Raw genomic sequence first — 24342 nt, 5'->3', positions numbered from 1 at the left:
CGACAGCTTAAAAAAGCTATCCGCACTCAAGCTATTATCGGATGCTGGGCAGCGTTGTTGCGTCTTTCCAGTCTGATTTTACACGCTCTTTCTGGCTTTTCAGGGCCTCTTTTGTGTCGTGACCTGCATTGTTCCAGCGGCTTTTTGCTGCCTCAGCCTGCGCCCTCTCCTCATCTGCTTTCGTTCTCAGCTGATCAGTCTGAGACTGGAAACGGTCACGTGCAGCCGTATTTGAATTTGTCAGTTTATTTTGTTCACTCTGAAGACGATTCTCTAAATTCTGCTTTGCAGCGCTGTCTGCATGCTCCAGCGTCTCTTTGTTCTGGTGTGCCGCGCTACGGGCGCTGTCCATACCGGCTTTAAGAGGGTTCTGAAACATCTGGGCGTGAGCACCAGGAGCTGCCATCAGTGCAGCAGCAAGAGGGAGAGCCATAAGAGACAGCTTATAATTAAAACGCATAAAGCATACCTTTCTTAATATTTTTTGTAGCTTATCAGGGGTCCTGGTAATGATACAAACATGTAATTTTGTCAAAAACGTGCAACCTTCTATCTATCTCAAAACATCTTTGCGATCAGACAGGATCTCTGCAATGCACGTACCTTATTTTGTAAAAAAAACAGGTTTTCCATCTCTTTTAACGTCATGCAGTATAGCAGCATTACTTTGTCTGTCTGCTTTTTCTGCACCTGTTCATGCCGAACAGGCTGAAGCCCCATCTAAAACGCAAGGCAGCACTGCAAAAGCAGATACCCCTGCTTTTGAGGGAAAAGCAGCGCTGCTACCTCAGGATGCTGTGACCCACCACACAGCGACCTTTAATGGGCACAAAATCAGCTATACAGCACGAGCCGGCACGCTGACACTGCGAGACAAAGACGGCCACCCTTCCGCACGTATTTTCTACGTTGCTTACACACAGGATGGTGCAGCACCTGAAAACCGACCTGTTTCATTCTTTTTTAACGGTGGCCCGGGCGCAGGCACGGCCTACCTGCATCTTGGTGCAGCAGGCCCCGAAATTCTTTCTTTTCCTGCAGGCAACCCGACTGATGGCGCTAACGCAAAGCTGGCAATAAACCCTGACAGCTGGCTGCCTTCTACTGATATGGTTTTTCTCGATGCACCGGGCACTGGCTGGTCTGTCCCGACAGATGAAAAAAAAGCAGCCAAAGAATTTTATGGTGTCAAACAGGATGCCAGAGCTTTTGCAAAAGCTATTCAGCTCTGGTCCAGCACCAGTAAACGACTGACATCTCCACGCTATCTGGTCGGTGAAAGCTATGGCGGCATTCGATCTATAGAAGTTGCTAACGCTCTGATGGAGCAGCAAAGCATTATTGTAAACGGGTTGATTATGATTTCACCCGCGCTCGACATGTCCCTGCTTGAAACCGGGATCAACCCACTCGCAACGGCTATGGCACTACCTACTTTTGAAGCTGCGAATCTGTCTCTTCATCATCAGTTACAGCCAGACACCACAGCCCGGCAGCTCAACAGTGCATATAGCTATGCTCTGGGGCCTTATCTGAATAAACTGGTTAACACACCACCTGCGGGCGATGCAGCGGATACATTTTACAATGAGATCGCACAACGCACAGGTATACCTGTTAATATTGTCAAAAAAGAACGCGGCGCACTTGAGGCCTCAGCGCATGATATCAGAAGCCGGGACGGACGACTTTACTCGCTCTATGACGCTACACTCTCAATTGCTGACCCTTACCCCGAAGGTGTAAGCGACAGTGACAGCCCTGAACCAACATTGTCGGGTTTTGGTCGCGCTTATGGTAGTGCTTTCGAGCAATATGCGGCCTCAGACCTGAAGTTTGCAACACCGATCACGTACAATCTGCTTGATCTTAACGTCAATGCTTCATGGGATTACAGAGCGGGTCAGGGTCTTCTCGCCCATCAGATCCCGGTTCTGCGGCAGTTGCTGGCCCTTAATCCCTCTATGCGGGTTTTTATTGCCAATGGCTATTTTGATCTGGCATGCCCGTTTGCAACATCACGCTGGGTAAAAGAGCATATTCCTGTCGGGCAGGACCGGATTAGCCTGCATCTCTATTCAGGTGGACACATGCTATACACACGCCCTGAAAGTCGTGCTGCACTGACACAGGATGTCAAAGCTTTTCTGTCTCACTCATAAGCAGAAAGCAGATAATAAAAAAGGCAGGAGAAACTCTCCTGCCTTTTCCGAAAGCAATAAGGTCTTCTGACCAATCAGCGTTTGCTGAACTGGAAAGAACGACGTGCTTTTGCACGACCGTATTTCTTACGTTCAACCTGACGGGAGTCACGTGTCAGGAAGCCTGCAGCTTTCAGGATGCTGCGCAGACCTGGCTCGTAATGCGTCAGGGCACGGCTGATACCGTGACGTACTGCACCAGCCTGACCTGAAAGACCGCCACCGGTAACGGTGCAGACAACGTCAAACTGGTTATAACGATCAGCAACAAGGAAAGGCTGTGTCAGCAGCATACGCAGAACCGGACGAGCGAAATATGTGCCAACCGGACGACCGTTTACTGTGATATCGCCTTTACCAGGCTTAATCCATACGCGGGCAACAGCGTCTTTACGACGGCCGGTTGCATATGAACGGCCCTGTGCATCGCGTTTTACTTCATAGACAGGAGCTTCAGCAGGAGCGGTTGTTACAACCCCTTTAAGATCAGCCAGCGTGCCTGTACGTTCCTGAGTTTCAGACATAATGCTCAGCCTTTCTGTCCGTTAACAACGTTTTTACGATTCAGAGCCGCAACATCGAGTGTCTGCGGGTTCTGACCGCCATGCGGATGCTCTGAACCAGCATAAACATGCAGGCTGCGCATCTGCTGACGCTGCAACGGACCACGGGAGATCATGCGCTCAACAGCCTTAACCACAACGTGGTCAGGGTTTTTGCCTTCAAGACGCTGCGCAATGGTGCGAGTCTTGATGCCACCAGGATAACCTGTGTGATAGTGAAAAAGCTTCTGGCCAGCTTTGTTACCGGTCAGAGCAACTTTTTCAGCATTGATCACAACGACATGGTCGCCACAATCAACATGTGGGGTGAACTGAGGTTTATGCTTACCGCGCAGACGGTTAGCAATGATGACAGCAAGACGACCAAGAGCGAGGCCTTCGGCGTCGATCAGGATCCAGTTTTTTGTCACCTCCGCAGGTTTTAGCGAGAGAGTGGTCTTCATCAGGGTACGATTCCGTTAAAATCTGAACTTATAAAGAGGGCCACCTTATGAGCGAACAGAGTTTTCGCGTCAAGTAGTTTGGTATTAATCGCTGTTATTTCAGTAATTTTTTTTAAAGGTAACATAATACCGCACTGAGACTTGCAGAGCCCCCCCGCAGTGGATTAAAGAGCATCGCTGAAATAGCTTAATTCTTGGTGAAAACAGGCAGGGTTTCCGGCTGGTGAAAAAAAATGTTCTCATTACTGTAGGTGTACTGACCGGTGTTGCCTGCCTGGGCTGGTTTGGCGTTACCCAGACAAAACACGCTATGCTTAAAAAGAGCATTGAAGAGTTCAGACAAAACCTCGGGCCGTCCACCTCTCTCTCTTATCATAAGGCGCGCCCTGGCCTTCTGGGTCGCAGTGTAAAATTCGACCAGCTTGTCATTCGCCATGGGCCTGAAACAATCACGGCGGACCTGGCTGAAATTTCTAAGCCTTCTGCTTCATCAGGTGATGTAAGCCATAAAATCAGTTCTATCTCTTTCCATAATTTCCGCCTGATCGATCCGGCTGGCAGCCTTAGTCTTGAGACGCTGCAACTTGAAGATGTCACTCTTCCTGCAGATGGCGATGACCGCAGGGGAATCCCCCGGCAGACTTTAGAAATTCATCATGCACAGGCTCATAAACTGCAGGGCTTTATAAGCAGTCTGCAGTCTGACCTGTCGGCTGATACGGTTGAGCTTGAGAACTACGGTGACGACATCCCCTCTCGCCTGGAAAGCCAGAACTTCAGGCTTTCAACTGATGTCGCACCTCAGCGTCACATTAAAGCAGACCTGATTATGATCGACGGGGTCGACCTGTTCGGCCTTTATAACAGTCTGGCTACAGGCACACCGCTGGCATCGCGCAATGGCACACGCGACATTCAGGTACAACGCCTCAGTCTGTCAGGCGACACGCCGCTTATGCAGGTCGGCACGCTCCGCTCACGCTCAGTACGCTCTGATACCAGCGAGCAGGAAGTTTCAAGCCTTAACAAGCTGGAACTCTGGCCGGATGTCCCCAACCTGTCTGTTCTCCCCTCTATGGGATACAAGCTTTTTGAGGGAAATCTGTTACTCAGCGACACCCGTGATTTTACAAAAAACACATTTAAAATTAATGAGTTTCATATAGATGGCCATAAAATGGGCCGTCTCGATATCACAGGCACATTCGGGCAGACCAATGCGACCACACTACTCAGCGTAGGGGCCGCTGATATGCCTGTACACAATATTGTTCTGACCTATAAGGATGATGGTCTGGTTGAGCGTGCTCTTACGGCCAGCGCCAAAGCGCATAACACAACGCCCCTCGAACTGCTGACCGGGCTACAGGCAAAGTTTGCGCCAAATGGCGCAACTCCCTCCGACTTCTTTGCGTCCTTAACGACTTATTTCATGCACCCCGACAAAGGGCCGCTTGTTATTAATATCAAACCGGCCCGCCCTCTGCCACTTATGGCACTTATTGCCGGTGTCAGTATGATGTCAGCGAATCCGCAACTGGTCAGTCAGATAGGTATATCAGTACAGGCCCCTTAATTTTTCAGGCGCCACGACTCAAAAAAAACGCCCCGTAAAATTTATTACGGGGCGTTTTTTTATGCTCAGAATATTTCAGTTGATATCAGCTGCGCTTTGCAGCCTTACCACCACGAGGACGAACCGCAGGCAGCATATCGCCTGTCACGGCATAATAAACACGCTCAGCGATATTCGTTGCATGGTCGCCAATACGCTCAAGATTTTTAGCCACAAATAAAAGATGAATACATGGGCCAATCTTACGCGGGTCTTCCATCATATACGTCACGAGCTCACGAAACATCGCCGTATAAAGCTCGTCAATAACAGCATCTGAATTCCAGACCTCCATTGCTCTGGCGCTGTCGTCAGAGGTCATAGCCTCAATCGTATTGTGCAGATTTTCCTGTACAAGACGAGCCATACTCCGCAATGCACTGAAAGATAATGCGCCATCCAGCGGCTCTACTTTTAACGCCCGGCGAGCAATAGATGAGGCATAATCCCCGATACGCTCAAGGTCACCGGTAATTTTAAGAACTGCGATAATCTGACGCAGATCAACCGCCATAGGTGCCCTCAGGGCCAGAATACGAATCGCCAGAGATTCAGCCTCGCGCTCAAGCGCATCAACCTCTGCATCGAGTTCAGGCGGCTCGAGAGCTGCGTCCTCATTCTGATCTACTACAGCGGCAATGGCCTGAGCTGTCTGGCGTTCAACCAGCCCGCCCATACGCGCCACCATCCCCCGCAAACGGTCAAGCTCCTGATCATACCGCGTTACGGTATGCCCAACGTCTGTTGTCATAACCCTGCTTCCCTCAGTTAGCCAAAGCGACCGGTAATATAATCCTGTGTGCGGCGTTCCCGCGGCGTGGTAAACATACGGTCCGTATTATCAATCTCGACCAGATCGCCCAGATAAAAGAACGCCACCTGGTCAGCACAGCGTGCAGCCTGCTGCATGTTGTGTGTTACCATAATAATGGTAAATTCAGCCTTCAGCTCGTCAAGCAGCTCTTCAATACGCGCGGTTGAAACCGGATCAAGCGCACTGGTTGGCTCATCGAGCAAAATCACCTCAGGATGTGTGGCAATAGTACGGGCAATACATAAACGTTGCTGCTGCCCGCCTGACATGGCTGTGGCATTAGATTTAAGGCGGTCCTTCACCTCTGACCACAAGGCGACACGACGCAGAGCATCTTCAACCCGGCCATCCATCTCAGAAGAGCTGACCCGCTCATGCAGTCGGATGCCAAAAGCAATATTATCATAAATCGACATTGGAAAAGGGGTCGGTTTCTGAAACACCATGCCAATGCGCGAGCGTAAAAGATTAAGATCAACACCCGGGGCAAGGATATTCTGGCCATCAAATATGACCTCACCCGTCGCTTTCTGGCCGGGATAGAGGTCATACATCCGGTTTAACACACGCAGCAATGTTGATTTACCGCACCCTGACGGCCCGATCATGCCTGTGACACTCCGCAGGGGGAAGTCCAGAGAAATATTATGAAGTGCGTGCGTTTTGCCGTAATAAAAGTCCAGATTTTTGACCTGAAGAGCAAGTTCAGGCGCGGTAGCCGTCTTTGCACCCTCTGATAAGGTACTGTTCACACCGTGCTCGCTCATGCTTTGCCCCCGCGGATCCCGATCCGCACCACAATATTAATAATCAACACACCAAATGTCACAAGCAGGGCACCTGTCCAGGCCTGCTGTACCCAATCCTGATAAGCAGACCCTGCATACTGATAAATTGCCAGGGGCAGGCTCGACATCTCACGCCCCATATTAAACGACAACTCTGAATTCCCTAATGACGTAAACAGCAATGGTGCAGTCTCACCTGCAACACGCGCAACTGCGAGCAGAACGCCGGTCATGATACCACCCCGTGCAGCCCTGATGCAGATAAAGCAGGTCACACGCCACTTTGGCGCACCAAGGGCAATGCCCGCCTCACGCATGGAAAGAGGAACCAGCCTGAGCATATCTTCTGTTGTGCGCACCATAATAGGCATAGCAAGGACAGCCAGCGCCACTGCGCCTGCAAAACCTGAAAAATGACCAAACGGGGCAACCAGAATCATATAAATAAACAGGCCGATCAGAATAGACGGCGCTGAAAGCAACATATCCGAAACAAATCTCACACTATCAGCCAGTTTGCTGTGGCTGCCATATTCAGCAAGATAAATACCGGTAAATATACCCATCGGCGCGCCCAGCAGGACAGCAAGCCCTGTTTGCATAAGGCTGCCAACAATCGCATTAGCAAGGCCACCATTCTGCCCCGGCGCTTTCATGGATTTTGTAAAAATCGACAAATGAAGCCCAGGCAGGCCTTTCTCTAACAGGGTCCATAAAATAGAGCCCAGCACGAAAACAACGAGTATTGTTGCACACCACGAAAACAACGTAGCCAGACGGTCAGCCATTCTGCGGCGGGCAGCGCGAAAGCTATCCGGCGTTCTGCGTGCAGTCATGAGCGTTTTCCTGTGCTGTTCTGCCCGCGAGCCAGCAACATGCGCGAGCACCATAAGGTCACGAATGAAATCGCCATAAGAATAGCTCCCAGAGCCATAAGAGAAGCCAGCTTAAGACTGCCGGCCGGACTTTCAGGAAATTCGAGAGCAATCAGCGATGCAATAGTATTTGCCGGTGCAAATATCGACCAGCCAATATGGTTACTGTCACCAATGACAAAGGTTACAGCCATAGTTTCACCCATAGCCCGCCCCATGCCCAGAACAATACCGCCGACAACACCCTGACGAGACCAGGGCAGGACAACCCGACGCATCACTTCCCAGCGGGTAGCACCAAGGCCATAGGCACTCTCACGCAGAACAGAAGGAATCGAAGCAAAAACATCACGCATAACAGCCGTAATCGAAGGCATAATCATAATGGCCAGAATAACCGCTGCCGTGAACAGACCCGTACCAAATGGCGGCCCTGAAATGAGTACTGACACAACCGGCACGTGACCAAAAAGAGCTTTGGCTGCAGGCTGCACATAATGGGCAACCAGTGGTACCAGAACAAAAAAGCCCCACATGCCAAAAATAATTGATGGAACAGCCGCAAGCAGCTGAACGGCCATACCAATCACAGATGAAGCCGCTGGCGGAGCCAGCGTTGTCAGCCAGAATGCCGTACCAAACGATAAGGGGACAGCAATAAGCAACGCCAGAACACTACTGGCAATAGTACCAAAAACAGGCGCAGCAGCACCAAAATGCTGCGTGACCGGATTCCAGACCTTAGAGATCAGAAACCCGGGACCAAACTGCCCGAATGCCGGCATACCACCGACCACCATAACGACAATAACAGCCCCGAGAATGAGCAGAACACCCACACCGGCTGACAGAACAAGCCCTCTGAAAAAGGGATCTCCCGTCAGGGTTTTAGGGCGACCAGGCTTCAGCACGGCTGACTGAACCGGCTGCTGGGTGGAAACGTCCATCTATGCTCCGTATCACACTCTCACTGACAGAATATGTTCAAGAAATACTGAACAGCCCGCCCTGCTGCAACCGAATGACAGCACGGCTCTCGCAGAAAAGAGAATTTGTCATAAAACTGTAGTAAATCAATCATCATCAAAAAAGAGAGATAGCACCTGACAGCCAGGGGTTTCTACCGTAGATTACCGCCGCGCGCGTGATCGCACGCACAGCCTGCTTTCCCGCAACACTGCAGGTTCCGTCATAACCACTGATCAGACCAGAAAGATTAATAATGGCCGGCTACCGCTCCCGCACCACTACTCATGGACGCAATATGGCAGGTGCACGCAGCCTGTGGCGCGCAACCGGAATGAAAGACAGCGATTTTGGCAAACCCATTATTGCCGTCGCCAACTCCTTTACTCAGTTTGTACCGGGCCATGTTCACCTCAAAGATTTGGGACAGCTGGTCTGTGGTGCTATTGAAAAAGCCGGCGGTATTGGCCGTGAATTCAACACGATAGCTGTTGATGACGGCATTGCCATGGGTCATGGTGGCATGCTGTACAGCCTGCCTTCACGCGAGCTGATTGCCGACGCCGTTGAATATATGGTCAACGCCCACTGCGCTGATGCCCTGGTCTGCATCAGCAACTGTGACAAAATCACTCCCGGTATGCTGATGGCTGCCATGCGACTGAATATTCCGGTTATTTTTGTCTCGGGCGGACCGATGGAAGCCGGGAAAGTCACGATTGACGACATTGAACAGCGCGCCGACCTGGTGACCTCTATGGTTGCCGCCGCCAACCCAAATGTCAGCGACGCCGATTCGGAAACAATCGAACGTTCAGCCTGCCCGACATGCGGGTCATGCTCTGGTATGTTCACCGCGAACTCGATGAACTGCCTGACCGAAGCTCTGGGCCTCTCACTCCCTGGTAACGGCAGCCTTGTAGCAACACATGCTGCCCGCCGTGATCTGTTTATTGAAGCAGGCACCCGCATTGTCGAACTGGCACGCCGCTTTTATGAGCAGAACGACCAGAGTGTTCTGCCCCGCAATATTGCTTCGGTTGAAGCTTTTGAAAATGCCATGTCAGTTGATATTGCCATGGGTGGTTCAACCAACACTGTCCTGCATCTGCTGGCAGCCGCACATGAAGGGGAAATTCCCTTCACCATGAAAGATATTGATCGTCTTTCACGCCGCGTACCTAACCTGTGCAAGGTCTCACCATCCCGTTCTGACATTCATATGGAAGATGTTCATCGTGCCGGCGGTATTCCTGCCATTATGGGTGAGCTGAACCGCATGGAACTGCTGCATAACACTGTACAGATGGTGCATGCCTCATCTCTGACCGAAGCTCTGGATCGCTGGGACATTCGATCAGAAGATGGCGAGAGCAAACAGAAAGCACGCACCTTCTTCCGTGCCGCACCTGGTGGTGTACGCACGACAGAGGCTTTCTCGCAGTCTGCACTGTATAAAACACCTGATACAGATAAAGTCAGCGGTGCTATTCGCGATGCAGAGCATGCCTATAGCAAAGATGGTGGTCTGGCCGTGCTGTATGGCAACCTTGCTGCAGAAGGTGCAATTGTCAAAACGGCAGGTGTGGCAGCAGGGCTGGAAACATTCTCAGGACCGGCACGCATTTTCGAAAGTCAGGATGATGCTGTTACAGCCATCCTCAAAGATCAGATCAAAGCTGGCGACGTAGTGCTGATTCGCTATGAAGGCCCAAAAGGTGGTCCTGGCATGCAGGAAATGCTCTACCCTACCAGCTATCTCAAATCAAAAGGTCTGGCTGAAAAATGTGCTCTGATTACTGACGGGCGTTTCTCTGGTGGCAGCTCCGGTCTGTCCATTGGCCATATTTCGCCCGAAGCTGGTGAAGGTGGCGTAATCGGCCTTGTTGAAGAAGGCGATATCATCGACATCGACATTCCGGCACGTCGTCTGTCTGTTGCTGTAACAGAAGATATTTTACAAAAACGCCGCGAACAGATGGAAGCCAGAGGGAATGAAGCATGGCAGCCAAAGCGTGAGCGCGTGGTTTCAACGGCTCTTAAAGCCTATGCCGCTCTGACAACCAGTGCTGCCCGGGGTGCTGTGAGAGATCTTTCACAGCTGACCCGCCGCACAGGGCGCTGATTTCTCACTTATCTCTCTGGTGCCTCTGACACCAGAGAGATAGTCTCAGCTCTTACTACCGCGCAAAACCCACAAAATTAAAAATGGCAGAAAATAATACCCTGCCAGAACTACAAGAAGAATACGCAGGATAAGGTCAAGCTGTGTATTCAGCATGAAGCGACATGCCATTTCGACAAGACCAAGCATAGCCGCAACACAGAAAAAACCTATAATATTAGCCAGAAAAGACCGTCCTCCGTTCATATCATCCAGTATTTGCACAACCCGCGCGCCTGATAGTTTTTTCCCTGCCATTTCTCACTCCTGTCAGCCGTCACTTACATGACATATGATGTAAGTCTTATCGTATTTTACACAAACAAAAAGAGCGCCCGTAAAGGCGCTCTCTTCATGCAATATATTTTACAATATTGCTTATTTTGCAGCTGGTGCAGATGCAGCAGGAGCGGCGACAACCGGAGCCGTCGGCACTGTTACCTGACCTTTAATCACATAAGAAATTGATTCCATGCGGGTGATATCGACAACATCACCAACCTTCAGTGTTTTCAGGAAGTCCTGCATGGCTTTTGTACGTAAAACAGCAATATGGCTGTCGCCATCATCTGTCACGAAAGAAACAGTGTGTGTAGCAACATCTACAGAAGTAATTTTTGCCCGCTCTCTGCGAAAGGACGCAATAACACCACGTGGATGACCTTTTACATAACCACGAGCAACCTGAACCGTTGATTCAGGCAGCGGGCTGCCAGGTTGTGCCAGCTCTGCACCAAGAGTTTCAACAAATGAAATGCTCAGTTTATCACCAGCAGCAAGATGCGGCAGGTCACGAACTGAAGAACCATACTCAATCGTTACCAGATTACCTCTGGCATCACGCAGCAGCAACTCACGGGTGCTGGTATCAATCGTTTCAACAATCGCTGTTGTTGTCTGGTGCTTAAGCAGAACTGAAGCCTGCGCATGCGCCTGAGGAGACAAGCCTGTGGCCACCTCTCCGCCCATAATAAAAGCACATACCGTCATGACGCCGGCAGCCAGAGAAGCAAGACGAGACACTGAAGACCGCAAAGTCTTTCTCCTTATTTAAAATCCGTCCGAACGCCACACTGCTTCAGACGTTACTGAGAAAATCTTACGCCAAACATTACCCTGCGTAACGTAAAATTTTTACTCATCCTTTTTACAGCACTGTAACTCTGTCGTCTGGCATTAAAAATAACCAGATGACGAAGCATGCCAGCCTGTTTTTATTCCTCAATCACTTTTTCCAGTGTGTCGATCACCTGCTTACCGGTAATCAGACGTGAGCATTCAAACTGCCGGGGCGTGTTTTCATGCCGTGGGCACCACATGAAGTTATGATGATCAAAACGCACACGCGGATCATTCCAGCATGAATTACAGGTATGCCAGTTAATCACACGATAAGGGGTCTCGAATTCATTAGTAGGATGTGTGAAACCGGATATCATAACGACTTTAGTGCCAGCACCCCAGGCAAGCCAGGCAAGCCCTGAGCTCACACCAATAAACGCCTCAGCATGCTGCAACCAGCGGATACGCTCCGTCAGCGGGCGATCTCCGGTCTGGTCCTCTGAGCCATAAGGGATGTGGTTCCAGACAACACCGGTACCGTGAATAGGCTTCTGATCGATACAGATAACCCGGTAACCTTTTTCTTTGAGAAAGGTTACAACCTCTCGCCATCCCCCTGGGTTATTCCAGTATTTACACTGCGTACTGGCCTGCACAGCAATACATACATATTTCTCTTTTATAGGCCGGCCTTCTTTGCTCAGTAAAAGACGAGGAGGTTCTTCTTTTGGAGAAACTCCCAGAATATAACCAGCGGTACGGTGCAACCCGACAAAGCGGAAATCTGTCGGCTGCTGAACATTCTCTGCATCATCAAAGAACAGGCCAAGGCAATATGTCGCATAAGCCTTTTCACAGACCTTCTCTTTTTCTGCCTCTTCCGAAGTCAGCAAGCGGATATTGGGATAATCATTCATCAGAGCTGGCTTAATGAGCCCTGACAACAGACAGGTCACCCGGGCACCACGCTCCTCAGCAAAGCGTACGACATAGGGAAACCACGCAAGCGTATCACCAAGCGTGCCAACCGGAAGCTGAATAACAACCTCTTTATTGCGGCAGTCCAGCTCATGGGTGAAAATAATTTTCTCTGTACCATCAGCCTGAACATCGGTGATCTCAATACCAAAACGCACATAATAGCGTTTTGATGAGGCAACCATGGCACCTGTATTTTCATTAAAGAAAAGAATATTACCGGTATCAAGGTCACGCAGCACAATCCGCCACTTGCCTTCACTACGATTAGGCAGCTGAATGCGCGCACCCATATTAAAGTCATAACGAATGCCATGACCACAACTCTGTGTGGGCGACTGTGGTGCCGGCAGATAAGCGGGCTTTGCCTTAGAAGGTTCTTTTCCTTCTTCTTTTTCAGCTTTTGTATCGGCTGTCTGACCAAGAGGTGCAGCAGCCGCTGAAGCCGCCATAGCAGCAACAGGAGAAACAGGCTGCGGCTCTGATGCTGAAGATACGACCGGAGCAGATAATGGAGAAGAAAGCGGAGTCGATGCGGAAGAAGGAACCGAAGGTGTTGCTGTCACTGGTGACTGCACAAATTTTGCAACAGCAGCTGAAACCTTGGCAAACTCAGCCGCAGCCGCGACATCAGATGCATGATGCAAAGAAGACATAGAGTTCTTCTCTTCACTTGGACTCAACGCAAGCTCCTCTTCATTCTCAAATAAATGACCCGCCGGAAGGTCCAGGCGGGCCTTAATATAAAAATACTACTCAATTCACAGTTAAGCAGCGGCCGCGTAATAGCCTTCGCGCGGCCAGAAGTTTTTTATTTTAGTTGCTGCACTTCTTTTTGCGCCAGAAATATGCAGCGGTGGCAACGAGACCAATAAAAAATACACCATAAAAACAAGGAGATTTGCAACGCTTTGCAGGACATTTAGTCATCAGGGGCTTCCTTTATACTTGAGTGACCATATTGCTCTGAACGGACAGCTGAGCATCCCCTGAGCAGGTATGCGCCATGCCTGAAGTATCATCACATTATAGTCGTTAACATTATATGTCATTCTTTAAAAAAAAAACAATTTATTACCAGAATATTCATACAGAAAGATCATCTCCGCCAAGCTGATGAATCAATGTAATCAGATCTTTACGTAAAATAGCCAGCACAAAACGCACAACCTCATCCGGATGGTCGCTTTCAGCAGGAAGTGCGGCAATGATCTCAGCCGCGATATCCGGCTTCGTGGCCTTACGACTCACGGCTTCAGCTTCACAGCGCGCAATAATCCAGTCAAAACTGGCCATAGTCTGCGGCTTTAAAATATCACCGGCCTGGCGGAGAATAATAGCCCTGGCGACAACAATCGTGTCCATCTGCAACTGCCGCAGTGCCGTTGGCAAAGACGCCAGCATCGGATCACGCTCCTCAAGAGGAACCCACCGTTCACGGCGAGCTTCTTCAACAGCAGTCTGTACTTTTCTTAAAACGGCAGCACAGTCATCATTCAGATCCTGAAACTCCGACCACGCAAGGTCATGTCTTTTGGCATGGCTCAGAATACCCACAATTTTTCGGACGGTCTCAGCCGCATTACGAAATGCATCACGACGAGCCTGCTCATGCAACACCATGTAAGACACGAACATAGACACACTGACACCGAATAGAATGGCCAGAACACGCTCAACCGGCCTGAGGTACGGGTCACCTTCGATCGGGAAAAGCGTTGCGATCATTAACGTAACGACCGCCATGCGTGTGTTTGGACGCCAGGAGGCCAGAATGGCCAAAGGCACAAACGTAATACTAAAACTCAGCCATAGCGGCCAGTGCAGCAACATCAGTGTAATCGGCACCACACTGGCACAGGCGCCTATAAGCGTGCCAACAAGCTGATACCGGCCGGAAGACATGGTTTCTGTGATACTGCTTTGTGTCACAATCACCGATGTAATCAGGGCCCAGGCGGGCTCCTGCAAATGCGTAACCTGAGTAACAAGGCAACACAGGGCCACTGACACAATAAGACGAATGGCCTGCCGCAAGGTCTGGCTTCTTAACCAGTAAGACGGGTAACAAGAAGACGGTATCTGCAAAACAACTCACTCTTTACTGACTGTTTTCAGTGCGTATCAGCACTGGTCAGGGTGAAAGGAATATAACGCGCACCATCATTATCGTGCACAAGCAGGAGGACTGACTTCTTTTTCGCTTTCTGAGCATCCTCAATCCGGGTTTTTAATTCAGCAGGGGTATTCACTTCGGCCTGCTGCACCATAGTAATAACATCACCTTCTCTCAGCCCCCGATCAGACGCCAGACCATCCTCCTTCACTGAGGTGACAACCACGCCCCTCTGGGTAGCAGAAACAGAGTATTTCTGCCGCGCTGCCTCATCGAGCTGTCCGACTGTAAAGCCAAGAGCTGACAGACTGACTTCTTTCGAGTTTTTTGTCTCAGGCGCTTTTTTTGTCTCAGGTTTGTCAGCGGCTACATCAGGCAATGCTGCAATCGTAACAGGCACATCAATAACCTTGCCATGACGCCAGACACCAAGATGCGCGACCGTACCTGCGGGAATATCAGCTGAAAGACGCGGTAATGCCTTGCCTTCAATAGGATGGCCATTGAGCGACTGAATAACATCACCCATTTGCAGTTTTGCTTTTGCTGCAGGACCATTTTTTTCAATACCAGCCACCAGTGCACCACGTGCCGGCGTCAGATTCAGGCCATCTGCGATATCCTGCGTCACATTCTGGATGCGTACACCAAGCCAGCCACGCGACACTTTGCCGTTTTTACGCAGCTGCCCGATAATACCTCTGGCTTCACTTGACGGAATAGCAAACCCAATACCAACAGACCCGCCGGAAAGCGAATAAATGGCTGTGTTAATGCCAATAACATTACCATCCATATCAAACAGAGGTCCGCCGGAATTCCCCCTGTTAATTGGCGCATCAGTCTGAATAAAATTGTCATAGGGGCCCTGATCGATATTGCGGCCACGTGATGAAATAATGCCGGCCGTCACCGTGCCGGAAAGGCCAAACGGATTACCAATGGCAAGCACCCAGTCACCCACCCGACGCTTTTCACTGTCCCCAAACTGTACGAAAGGTAAAGGCTGCTTACTTTCAACCTTCAGCAACGCAAGATCAGTGCGATCATCATGACCAATCTGCCTGGCCTGCAGCACCGTGTTATCCTGCAGCGTAACCGTGATTTTATCAGCATGACTAATAACGTGATTGTTGGTTACAATATAACCGGCCGGGTCAATGATAAAACCTGAGCCCAGAGCCTGCATCCGCCGCGGCGGTGAATCGGGGCTGGTGTTACGGTTCATAAAGTCATGAAAAAATTTCTCAAACGGAGAACCATGTGGAAAGTCTGGCATCTGTGATGACTGATCATCATCACCCTCGTCATCATCACCCTCTCCTTTTTTCACGGTCTGAGATGTAGAAACATTCACTACAGCAGGCAAAAGGCGGTCAGCGAGGTCAGCAAAACTGTCTGGCACCATATGCACTTTGCCAGCTCCGGCAGGTGCTGCGACTGGCACGGCTGCATCTGCACTCCAGGCAGAAGACATGCCTGCTGTACCGGCCAGCAACAAACACGACAGTGAACTCACAGACAAAAGGCGAACTGACAAACGCATAAAAATTACCACTCTCATCATTTCTGGCTTCAGACACTATGCCTGCTTATCACACGATCAGCCTGATACGTCAGCCTGCAGCTGCCAGAGCCTGCGACTGCTGCCGTTTTCGCCGGGCGTCCAGCCAGCCGGCCAGCGCAAACAATACACCCAGAACAACCACATTCACGACAATCTGCAATATCCAGCCATCACCAAAGCTCGTAAAAACCAGACGCGCATAAAGATCGAGAATGGTGCCGACAACGAAAACATCCAGTGAATAGCGCCCAACTCTGGCCAGAATTTGTCCGACACGTGTATCTGACGCCCATACACGCGCAACAGATGATGACTGCATCAGATAAAAAATAGCCAGCACATCGAAAAGACGCAGCGGTGACAGCCAGCTCTTGGCGGGAGACACTAAGTCACCCAGCGGGCGCAGATCAGGCAACGACCACTGAGCCCATGGAAAAGCCTGAAAAGCTGAAAAAATAAGGTAAGCAATACAACAGAAGGACAGAACCGGAATGCGGGGAAAATCTGTCCCCCTCCGCTCTGTTTCAGCAGAAGCTGTTACCCCAAGAGCAAACAAAAACTGCCAGGCCAGCGGGTTAAAATACCAGCCGTCAGGGTCAAGCCAGTTTGGAAAATTAACATCCGGGTCAAGATTAATTAAAAACCACAGCGCTCCGGCAACAAGCAGTGCCAGATAGCGCTGTAAGCGCATCAGCAGAAAATAAAGAGGGAAGCCTGCCAGAAAAACAATATAAAGAGGCAGGATATTAAGGTTACTGGGCAGGGCATCAAGCGTCATCGCCCGCCAGATCCAGCCTATGCCATGTGCCAGCTCAGGCTCAAGAAAATCAACCGGCACGGGGGTAAAATGACGCCATACCCTGATACTGGCTACTGAGACAAACACCATGATAGCCTGAGCGATATAGAGCTGTACGCACCGCCGGAAAATCCGTTTCAGGCACCCGGCCACCCCATATTTCTTAAAGCCCCGGCCATAAGCCAGCCATGAAGCATAACCCGCCAGCAGTACAAAGACCTCGGCGGCATCAGCAAAACCAACATTACGCATTGTAAAACGATTCAACAGACTTTGCGGAATATGATCCACAAACATCATCAGCAATGCAGCCCCGCGCATAGCATCAATACGATGGTCTCGCCCCTGACCATTTTTTACAGGTGCCACCTGAACAGGCGTAATGGCCGATGCCTCATGCTGAGCTACCATAAACGCAAACAGAACCTCTGCATATCAAGATGAAGGGCTGCCTCTGATAAGATACAGCCTGACCGGAAGACGAAACTATCCTGACGCATTATGTCATTCAGAGCAAATTCGGGTATAGTCCCGTTTTTCTTACAAGGCCTCTGTTACCGCCACCCGCACACGGTTACATGTCTTTTTTATAGCGAATCAGGACACTGACTGTGACAAAGCCCCTCTTCCATTCCGATGATATCGCAAAGATTCTTGACTCGGTACAAGATACAGGCACTGGCCACTCGCTGCTCTCGCTCAGCAAACTTGAAGGTTACACAACAGATGGCGGCAAGCTCTCTGTCGCTCTGGCTGTCGGCCGCGAAAAAGCCGGTGCTCTCGCCCCCTTATGTGACAAAGCTGCTGAGTTACTTAAAGCACTTCCTGGCGTGAGAGACGCTGCTATTATTCTGACAGCACACCGCCCGGCTGCCCCTGCGTCACCCCCGGCACCAAAAGGACACAGGCCTTTTGGCGGAAAAGCACCTGCACCAGATGCCCCTGTGCTGCCCGACGTTAAAGCTATTATCGCCGTTGCCTCAGCCAAAGGGGGAGTTGGTAAGTCAACAACAGCCACCAACCTTGCCGTAGCCCTGGCACAGCAGGGGCTGCGCACAGGCCTGCTTGATGCTGACATTCATGGCCCCTCTCAGCACCGTATGCTCGGTGTCAACAGCAAGCCGGAAGTTATAAACGGCCGCCTTCAGCCCGTTAATGCCTGGGGCATTAAGTCTGTGTCTATTGGTATGCTGGTGCAGGAGCAGCAGGCTATGATCTGGCGCGGCCCTATGGTCATGGGTGCGATTAACCAGTTTCTGACAGATGTTGACTGGGGTGAGCTGGATATTCTGGTTATCGACATGCCTCCGGGCACGGGCGATGCTCAGCTTTCACTGATGCAGAAAATAAAGCTGGCTGGCGCAGTTATTGTCTCTACCCCGCAGGATATCGCACTGATTGATGCCCGTCGTGGTGTAAGCATGTTTAAAAAGATGGAAGTGCCCGTGCTGGGCGTTATCGAAAACATGTCATATTTCTGCTGCCCTAACTGTGGACATAACACAGAGCTGTTCGGTCATAGCGGAGCCAGAAAAGAAGCTGAGGCGATGCAGGTGCCGTTCCTTGGTGAAGTACCGCTGCTTCTTGATATCCGCACAAGCGCTGATAATGGTATGCCTGTTGTCGCCAGTGCACCTGACAGTGATGCCGCCCGCGCATTTTATCAGATCGCCCAGGCAACCACACAGGCCCTCAAAAAGAATTCGGCGCTCTGATTTTATAAGACTTCGGTGCATGGCAGGAAAAATAAGAGAATATTTCGATACTGTATTATTATCCTGCCTGCATTATCATTTAACACGATCCAATAGTGTTTTTTTATATTGGACACTATGTGCACTTATTTTATATTAAACTATGAATTTTGTGTTATAATACCGCCATCATCCCAATGTAAATTAAAGTGCATCCTTCATGTCGCTCCCTCCTCTCTCCCGGCGCTCTGTGCTTGCCATGATAAGCACAGCACCTCTGACTGTTAATTTTGCTCATGCTGAAGCACAAAAAGTCATCCGTGTCGGCATTATGGCGGGTGAAGATGAAGACGTCTGGCGTGTTGCTGCAGAAAATGCTGCCAAAGCGGGCCTGTTACTGAAAATTATCCCTTTTTCAGATTATAACGCACCTAACGAAGCACTTCAGCAGCACGAGCTGGATGCTAATGCGTTCCAGCATGGTCCCTTTCTCGAAGCACAGAAAAAAGCAAGAAATTATACAATCGTACCCGTAGGTAATACGTATTTTGCACCGATCAGCCTGTATTCAACACGCTGGAAATCTCCTTCTGAATTACCTCAGAATGCTAAAATTGGCGTACCAAACGACCCAAGCAACGAAGGCCGGGCGCTACACCTGCTCCAGTCCCTTGGTGTCATAAAACTGTCTGATAATGCCGGGCTTACCCCTACCGCGCTCGATATTGCTGACAACCCCAGAAACATTACGATCCAGGAGCTGGATGCAGGCATGGTCGGGCGGGCTTTGCCTGACCTTGATGCCGCCGTCGTCAACACTGACTGGGCCCTTAAAGCCGGCATTGATGTTAAAAAAGACAGCATTGGCAATGAAGGATTAAAAGATAATCCTTATATTAATTTTATTGCTGTGAACGAAGCTGATAAAAATGCCCCCTGGGTTGCAACGCTGGTCAAATCCTACCAGCAGCCCAATGTGCATAAAGCTCTGACTGATGTGTATCACGGGGCCATCGTGCCAGGCTGGTCATGACACTACTTGCCGTTGAAAATATCAGTCGTAGTTTTGGGTCTCATACGGCACTGCACAACATAAGCTTTAACGTTGAACAGGGCGACAGCTTTGGCATTATCGGCCGCTCAGGAGCTGGCAAATCAACGCTGCTGCGCTGCCTGAACGGTCTTGAAAAACCAGATAGCGGGCGCATTCTGTTTTGTGGTGAAGATCTCGCAGCCTTACCTGAAAAACGCCTTGTCCCCCTGCGCCGCAAAATTGGTGTCGTATTTCAGCATTTCAATCTGCTTTCATCACGCACAGCAGCGGCTAATGTTGCGCTGCCGCTTGAAATAGCTGGCATTGCAAAAGCACAGAGACAAAAACGCGTTAATGAACTACTCGATCTGGTAGGTCTGGCTGACCATGGCCATAAATACCCCGCCTTTCTCTCAGGTGGTCAAAAACAACGTATCGGTATAGCGCGAGCTTTAGCCGCTAACCCTGTATTGCTGCTGTGCGACGAGGCAACCTCAGCTCTTGACCCTGAAACCACTGACTCTGTTCTGGCCCTGCTGTCTGACATTAATCGTAAGCTCAGGCTTACTCTGCTTTTTATCACGCATGAAATGGATGTCGTGCACAAGCTCGGTCATCATGTTCTGGTGCTGAAAGATGGCCATATTGCCGCACGCGGCACGCCGGCAGAAATTCTGCAAAACTCAGAAAATTCCACTATGCCATTACCTGATAATCTGAGCACAGAGGCGCAAAACGGGTCACAGGCGATCGTCAGACTCACGCTCGACCTGAAAGAGCACCCGCTTACCCCTTTTCTTATAAAGCTTGAGCAAAACACGATTTCTGCCACTGTTCTGCGCGCTCAGCCACACCAGAATATCGAACAGCCCGCGATGGACGTTCTGCTTCAGCTTCCCGCCCCGACAGAAGAGAACCTCTCTCTTCTGAATGGTCTTGCCCGTTCTGTTGAGGTCACAGGTTATGTCACGCCTGATCTTTAATCTGCTCCTTCAGGCCACATGGCAAACACTTGAGATGGTGCTCATTTCAGGCTTTCTCGCCGTTGCCGGAGGGCTGCCTTTGGGTATTCTTCTGGTACTGACCGGCCCCTCCGGCCTGTCACCCATGCCGTGGCTGGCGCGCCCTCTGGGATTACTGACAGATGCAGTACGTGCTGTGCCGTTTATTATCCTGCTGGTTTTGCTTATTCCCTTAACACGCTTCATTGTTGGCACATCTCTGGGCACAACGGCAGCAATCGTACCTCTGGCTGTTGCCGCCATTCCTTACTTCGCACGCATTGCTGAGGTCTCGTTACGTGAAGTTGACCCTGGCCTTGTCGATGCGGTACGGGCCATGGGCGGCACACGCTGGATGGTGATACGCTATGTACTTCTGCCAGAAAGCCTCCCTGGTATGATTTCAGGGCTGACCGTCACTCTTGTCACGCTGGTTGGAGCATCAGCAATGGCTGGCACAATTGGTGCCGGAGGACTTGGAGACCTGGCTATTCGTTATGGTTACCAGCGCTTCAACACCACCATTATGTCTGGTGTCGTTGCCGTGCTTATTGTGCTGGTCACCGGGCTTCAGGCAATCGGCAACCTGCTGTCACGCAAAGCACGTCATGATGCAGCCGGTCACTGACATTACCGGCCCCAAAGACCTTTAAACACCCGGATGGTCTTTACCTGAAGCTATGGTCTCTTTCAAAAAGGCCACCAGCACACGAGGATGATTATATACCGGGTCACGGGCAGCATAGAGCAAAGTCACTCTTTCTTTTCGCACCAGGTCAATAAGCTGCCTTACATCCGGATCATATAATGCCAGCTCCTGCCGGTATTTTACCTGAAACTCATCCCAGTGCGCAGGGTCATGACCAAACCAGCGGCGCAGTTCAGACGAAGGCGCCACCCCCTTCAGCCACAGGTCCATTTTGAGATCTGCCTTGCGGATACCTCTTGGCCATAGCCGGTCTGTGAAAACACGCATACCGTCCTCTGAAGACGGTGAATCATAAACCCGTTTTAGTCTGATATCAGGAAGCATGGCATGCCCACCTCTTCTTCAATGTATAAAAATACATTACAGAGAAAAGTGTTTTTAATACCATTTAAAAATACAAAAGGGGCAGACGACTGGCCTGCCCCTTCTGCTTTAATATTTTTTCAAACACCTGACCGGCAGGATATAAAACCTGCCGGGCGAGTATATCAGGCGCGAAGAGTTGCAGCCTCGGCTGCTGTTTCTTCAACCGTATAGTGTGTGGTTTCTTTAATCTCAATTGAGAGAAGTGCAATGCTGTCAGCAGCGCGCTCACCCAGAGACAGAAGTGCATTACCTGAGGTCCAGCGCATGTCATGACCCTGGAAACCGTTCCAGCCATCAATGTCGTGCTCAACCAGGTGAGAAGTAACCTGACGCATTTTATTGCGTTCAAATACACTCACTTCACCAACAGCAATACCGAAATAACGACGATCATCAATAAATGGTCCGATCACGTCACTTGGGCGGCTTGCTCTGGTAACAATCCGAACGGCATTCACGCCACCCGGGATCATGAAAACTGCACGACCATTATGCTCACGGGCCTGACGAATAACCGCACCGCTTTCAGTGGTGAGATGCAGTTTTGTCTCTTTCGTCAGTGGCTGTGGCTCAGCCTGAACAACACGATTTGCTTTTTCTGCACGTGCTTCAATTTTACGATAAACAGGCTCAACAAAATCACGTGTTACGCCAAGCGGTGCAGCCGCATCATCCCAGGTCAGCTCACGTGTTTTTGCCATAGAAATAACAGCACTTTTCTGCGTGAACGCTCTGCGGTTACCTGTATCCAGATAACTTTCGGTTAAGGTGCCGTCAGCCATGATAACAGAATGCTGCTCGGTTTCGATATGATAATAGTCATAAGATGTAATTGACTTATCATAGAAAACTGAACGGCCATTCACGAGCATACGGGCTGGAATAAATTTACCATCAAAAAACAGGCAATGTTCAGCCGTAATCAGAAGATCTTTAAATGGTACACCCTTTTCAATCGCATCTTTCAGAATACGAACAGGGTAACCGGCTTCATCATCCGTCAGTTCAGGACGCACAGTGCAGTGTGCCTGACCTGCCCAGGTAACGCGCTGTGTGGCAGGCTGACCATTGTCATAAACCAGCACATCATCACCTGTTTCAAGCGCTTCAACCGCGGTCAGACCTGATGGTGTTCTGATCATTGAGCCTGCCAGGAAGCACACAACCGTATCATCACCGCCCGTAATCGATGCGTCGTCATCTGTTGCCGGATCGGTAAAATCTGAAGCTGTATAATAAGATCCGTCAGATTTCTGCCCTGTATGCAGATAAGTCAGAGTTTGGCCACTCTTACTTAAGACCTTAATAATACCGGTGCCATCATCAACCAGACTAACTTCACCGTATGAGTTGTCCAGGTTAATTGTGTCCTCTGGTGTAACATTGGTAAATGTCACATTACTCAGAGCATACGCATCAAGGGTCACTGTAGATGGTGTTGAACCAAAAGCGATAGTCAGCGGACCTGATGATGATAACGCGTTGGTGTTATTCAGTGTGCCACCATTGAGTGTAATGGTGCCAGACGGCAGTGTGCTCTGATCAAGGGTCAGATTTGTACCGCTGTCGATTGTAACAGAAGCATTACTATCAAGAGTAAGCTGCTGAAGCGTTACATCACCATTGCTGCCAAAAACAACATTCCCTTTTACAGTCCCGCCATCAAGAGAAGAGGTTGACGTGCCGGTTACGGTTGTTGTCTGACCGTCACTGCCAATAACCTTACTGGCATCGTTAAAGTCGGTAACCGGAACCGTCGTTGAAGCAGGGCTGACACGTGAAGAGGAGCTGTTGTCTGATGAAGACGTGCTACCAGTCGCTTTTGCACCTTCATCGAGCGTAAAGGTGTTGTTGGCATATGACGATGTGAAGTCTGAAACTTTGTAGTAAGAGCCGTCAGATTTCTGTGCCGTGTCAAACGTAGCCAGTACGTGCTGTGTTTTTGAATCCCATGAGTTGTAATAAACCAACTCAACAACGCCGTCTTTTACATCAATAAGCTTTTCTGTATCGCCGTTCTGACCATAATAGTCGCTGGTCACGTTAATGATGTCTTCAGGAGAAACATTCTTAAACGTCGCGTTGCTTAACGCCTGACCATTCAGCGAAACCGTATTAACGCCTGAGCCGGAAACAAAATTAACAGTCAGCGGACCAGAAGAGGCATATGCGTTGCTATCTGTCAGTGTGCCGCCGGCCATGTTAATTGTGCCAGATGGCAGCGTGCTCTGATCAAGGGTCAGGTTCGTGCCTGTGCCAATTGTTGCAGAAGCACCGTCAGCCAGTGTCAGCTGCTGCAGAGTAACATCGCCATTATTACCAAAAACAACGTTACCCTTCAGGGTCGCACCGTTCAGCGCTACAGACGACGTACCGGTTACAGTTGTTGTCTGACCGTCAGCACCAATAACCTTACTGGTATCTGTAAACTGATCGATAGAAACGGTTGATGATGAGGTGCTACCGGTCACCGAAGAGGAGCTGCTGTCTGATGAAGACGTGCTGCCAGTCGTCGAAGAGGAGCTGTTGTCTGATGAAGACGTGCTGCCAGTCGTCGAAGAGGAGCTGTTGTCTGATGAAGACGTGCT

The 24342-nt window shown here is 50.1% G+C and carries 22 protein-coding genes; 7 read left to right on the top strand and 15 right to left on the bottom strand.

The annotated features are described in order from the left end of the window. Positions 1 to 34: 34 nt before the first annotated feature. Positions 35 to 460, bottom strand: a complete 426-nt coding sequence (locus HK25_RS10420) for a hypothetical protein (protein ID WP_086636151.1) — start codon at positions 458 to 460, stop codon at positions 35 to 37. Between the two features lie 133 nt (positions 461 to 593). Between HK25_RS10420 and HK25_RS10415 the strand changes: the two genes are divergently transcribed. After that, complete coding sequence (locus tag HK25_RS10415) at positions 594 to 2162, top strand: S10 family peptidase (protein ID WP_086636150.1); 1569 nt, start codon at positions 594 to 596, stop codon at positions 2160 to 2162. Positions 2163 to 2236: 74 nt separating this feature from the next. Here the strand turns inward: HK25_RS10415 and rpsI are convergent, their stop codons facing one another. Next, positions 2237 to 2725, bottom strand: a complete 489-nt coding sequence (rpsI, locus tag HK25_RS10410; protein ID WP_086553916.1) for a 30S ribosomal protein S9 — start codon at positions 2723 to 2725, stop codon at positions 2237 to 2239. Positions 2726 to 2730: 5 nt separating this feature from the next. Beyond that, positions 2731 to 3207, bottom strand: coding sequence for a 50S ribosomal protein L13 (gene rplM / locus HK25_RS10405; protein WP_086553915.1), 477 nt, complete (start codon positions 3205 to 3207; stop codon positions 2731 to 2733). 223 nt (positions 3208 to 3430) lie between these two features. Here rplM and HK25_RS10400 point away from each other — a divergent pair, with 223 nt between their 5' ends. Continuing rightward, positions 3431 to 4783 (top strand): hypothetical protein, encoded by a 1353-nt coding sequence (locus HK25_RS10400; protein WP_086553914.1) that lies wholly within the window; start codon positions 3431 to 3433, stop codon positions 4781 to 4783. Positions 4784 to 4868: 85 nt separating this feature from the next. Here the strand turns inward: HK25_RS10400 and phoU are convergent, their stop codons facing one another. Genes phoU through pstC form a run of 4 tightly spaced genes read right to left on the bottom strand, consistent with a single transcriptional unit; the run spans position 4869 to position 8246 of the window. After that, positions 4869 to 5573, bottom strand: coding sequence for a phosphate signaling complex protein PhoU (phoU, locus tag HK25_RS10395; protein WP_086553913.1), 705 nt, complete (start codon positions 5571 to 5573; stop codon positions 4869 to 4871). Between the two features lie 17 nt (positions 5574 to 5590). Continuing rightward, complete coding sequence (gene pstB / locus HK25_RS10390) at positions 5591 to 6403, bottom strand: phosphate ABC transporter ATP-binding protein PstB (protein ID WP_086553912.1); 813 nt, start codon at positions 6401 to 6403, stop codon at positions 5591 to 5593. After that, positions 6400 to 7260 (bottom strand): phosphate ABC transporter permease PstA, encoded by an 861-nt coding sequence (pstA, locus tag HK25_RS10385; RefSeq protein ID WP_086553911.1) that lies wholly within the window; start codon positions 7258 to 7260, stop codon positions 6400 to 6402. Before pstA ends, pstB begins: the two co-directional genes overlap by 4 nt. Next, positions 7257 to 8246 (bottom strand): phosphate ABC transporter permease subunit PstC, encoded by a 990-nt coding sequence (pstC, locus tag HK25_RS10380; RefSeq protein ID WP_086636149.1) that lies wholly within the window; start codon positions 8244 to 8246, stop codon positions 7257 to 7259. Before pstC ends, pstA begins: the two co-directional genes overlap by 4 nt. A gap of 275 nt (positions 8247 to 8521) precedes the next feature. Here pstC and ilvD point away from each other — a divergent pair, with 275 nt between their 5' ends. Continuing rightward, positions 8522 to 10390, top strand: a complete 1869-nt coding sequence (gene ilvD / locus HK25_RS10375; RefSeq protein ID WP_086636148.1) for a dihydroxy-acid dehydratase — start codon at positions 8522 to 8524, stop codon at positions 10388 to 10390. A gap of 45 nt (positions 10391 to 10435) precedes the next feature. Here ilvD and HK25_RS10370 read toward each other — a convergent pair whose 3' ends face one another. The 6 genes from HK25_RS10370 to HK25_RS10345 form a co-directional block, all read right to left on the bottom strand. Then, a complete protein-coding gene (locus HK25_RS10370) occupies positions 10436 to 10687 on the bottom strand; it encodes a hypothetical protein (protein WP_086553908.1) in 252 nt (83 codons plus the stop codon). A 120-nt stretch (positions 10688 to 10807) separates the two neighbouring features. After that, on the bottom strand, positions 10808 to 11419 hold the full coding sequence (locus HK25_RS10365) for a hypothetical protein (protein ID WP_233127806.1): 612 nt from the start codon (positions 11417 to 11419) through the stop codon (positions 10808 to 10810). 224 nt (positions 11420 to 11643) lie between these two features. Next, a complete protein-coding gene (locus HK25_RS10360) occupies positions 11644 to 12921 on the bottom strand; it encodes an autotransporter strand-loop-strand O-heptosyltransferase (RefSeq protein ID WP_086553966.1) in 1278 nt (425 codons plus the stop codon). 634 nt (positions 12922 to 13555) lie between these two features. Then, a complete protein-coding gene (locus tag HK25_RS10355) occupies positions 13556 to 14506 on the bottom strand; it encodes an FUSC family protein (RefSeq protein ID WP_233127799.1) in 951 nt (316 codons plus the stop codon). Positions 14507 to 14583: 77 nt separating this feature from the next. Beyond that, positions 14584 to 16131: a DegQ family serine endoprotease gene (locus HK25_RS10350; RefSeq protein ID WP_086636178.1), complete on the bottom strand. Its 1548-nt coding sequence runs from the start codon at positions 16129 to 16131 to the stop codon at positions 14584 to 14586. 70 nt (positions 16132 to 16201) lie between these two features. Next, positions 16202 to 17362 (bottom strand): OpgC family protein, encoded by a 1161-nt coding sequence (locus tag HK25_RS10345; RefSeq protein WP_086636147.1) that lies wholly within the window; start codon positions 17360 to 17362, stop codon positions 16202 to 16204. 194 nt (positions 17363 to 17556) lie between these two features. Between HK25_RS10345 and HK25_RS10340 the strand changes: the two genes are divergently transcribed. From HK25_RS10340 to HK25_RS10325, 4 genes are all read left to right on the top strand, one after another. After that, a complete protein-coding gene (locus HK25_RS10340; protein ID WP_369824745.1) occupies positions 17557 to 18666 on the top strand; it encodes a P-loop NTPase in 1110 nt (369 codons plus the stop codon). Positions 18667 to 18865: 199 nt separating this feature from the next. Then, a complete protein-coding gene (locus HK25_RS10335) occupies positions 18866 to 19678 on the top strand; it encodes a MetQ/NlpA family ABC transporter substrate-binding protein (RefSeq protein WP_086636145.1) in 813 nt (270 codons plus the stop codon). Beyond that, the gene (locus HK25_RS10330) at positions 19675 to 20661 is read left to right on the top strand and encodes a methionine ABC transporter ATP-binding protein (protein WP_086636144.1); all 987 of its coding nucleotides are present in this window, start codon (positions 19675 to 19677) and stop codon (positions 20659 to 20661) included. The genes HK25_RS10335 and HK25_RS10330 overlap by 4 nt, the downstream gene beginning before the upstream one ends. After that, positions 20642 to 21307 carry a methionine ABC transporter permease gene (locus HK25_RS10325; protein WP_086636143.1) on the top strand — a complete coding sequence of 222 codons (666 nt, stop codon included), beginning with the start codon at positions 20642 to 20644 and terminating at the stop codon, positions 21305 to 21307. The genes HK25_RS10330 and HK25_RS10325 overlap by 20 nt, the downstream gene beginning before the upstream one ends. 21 nt (positions 21308 to 21328) lie before the next feature. Here HK25_RS10325 and HK25_RS10320 read toward each other — a convergent pair whose 3' ends face one another. Both HK25_RS10320 and HK25_RS10310 read right to left on the bottom strand, forming a co-directional pair. Then, positions 21329 to 21712: a DUF488 domain-containing protein gene (locus HK25_RS10320; RefSeq protein WP_086636142.1), complete on the bottom strand. Its 384-nt coding sequence runs from the start codon at positions 21710 to 21712 to the stop codon at positions 21329 to 21331. Between the two features lie 164 nt (positions 21713 to 21876). Further along, complete coding sequence (locus tag HK25_RS10310; RefSeq protein ID WP_233127798.1) at positions 21877 to 24225, bottom strand: Hint domain-containing protein; 2349 nt, start codon at positions 24223 to 24225, stop codon at positions 21877 to 21879. Between the last annotated feature and the right edge of the window lie 117 nt (positions 24226 to 24342).

Source organism: Acetobacter sp. DsW_059 (genome assembly GCF_002153695.1).
In the GTDB taxonomy this organism is placed as follows: domain Bacteria; phylum Pseudomonadota; class Alphaproteobacteria; order Acetobacterales; family Acetobacteraceae; genus Acetobacter; species Acetobacter thailandicus.
Note: the sequence above shows the minus strand (reverse complement) of the source record. Positions and strands in the feature narration are given on the sequence as shown.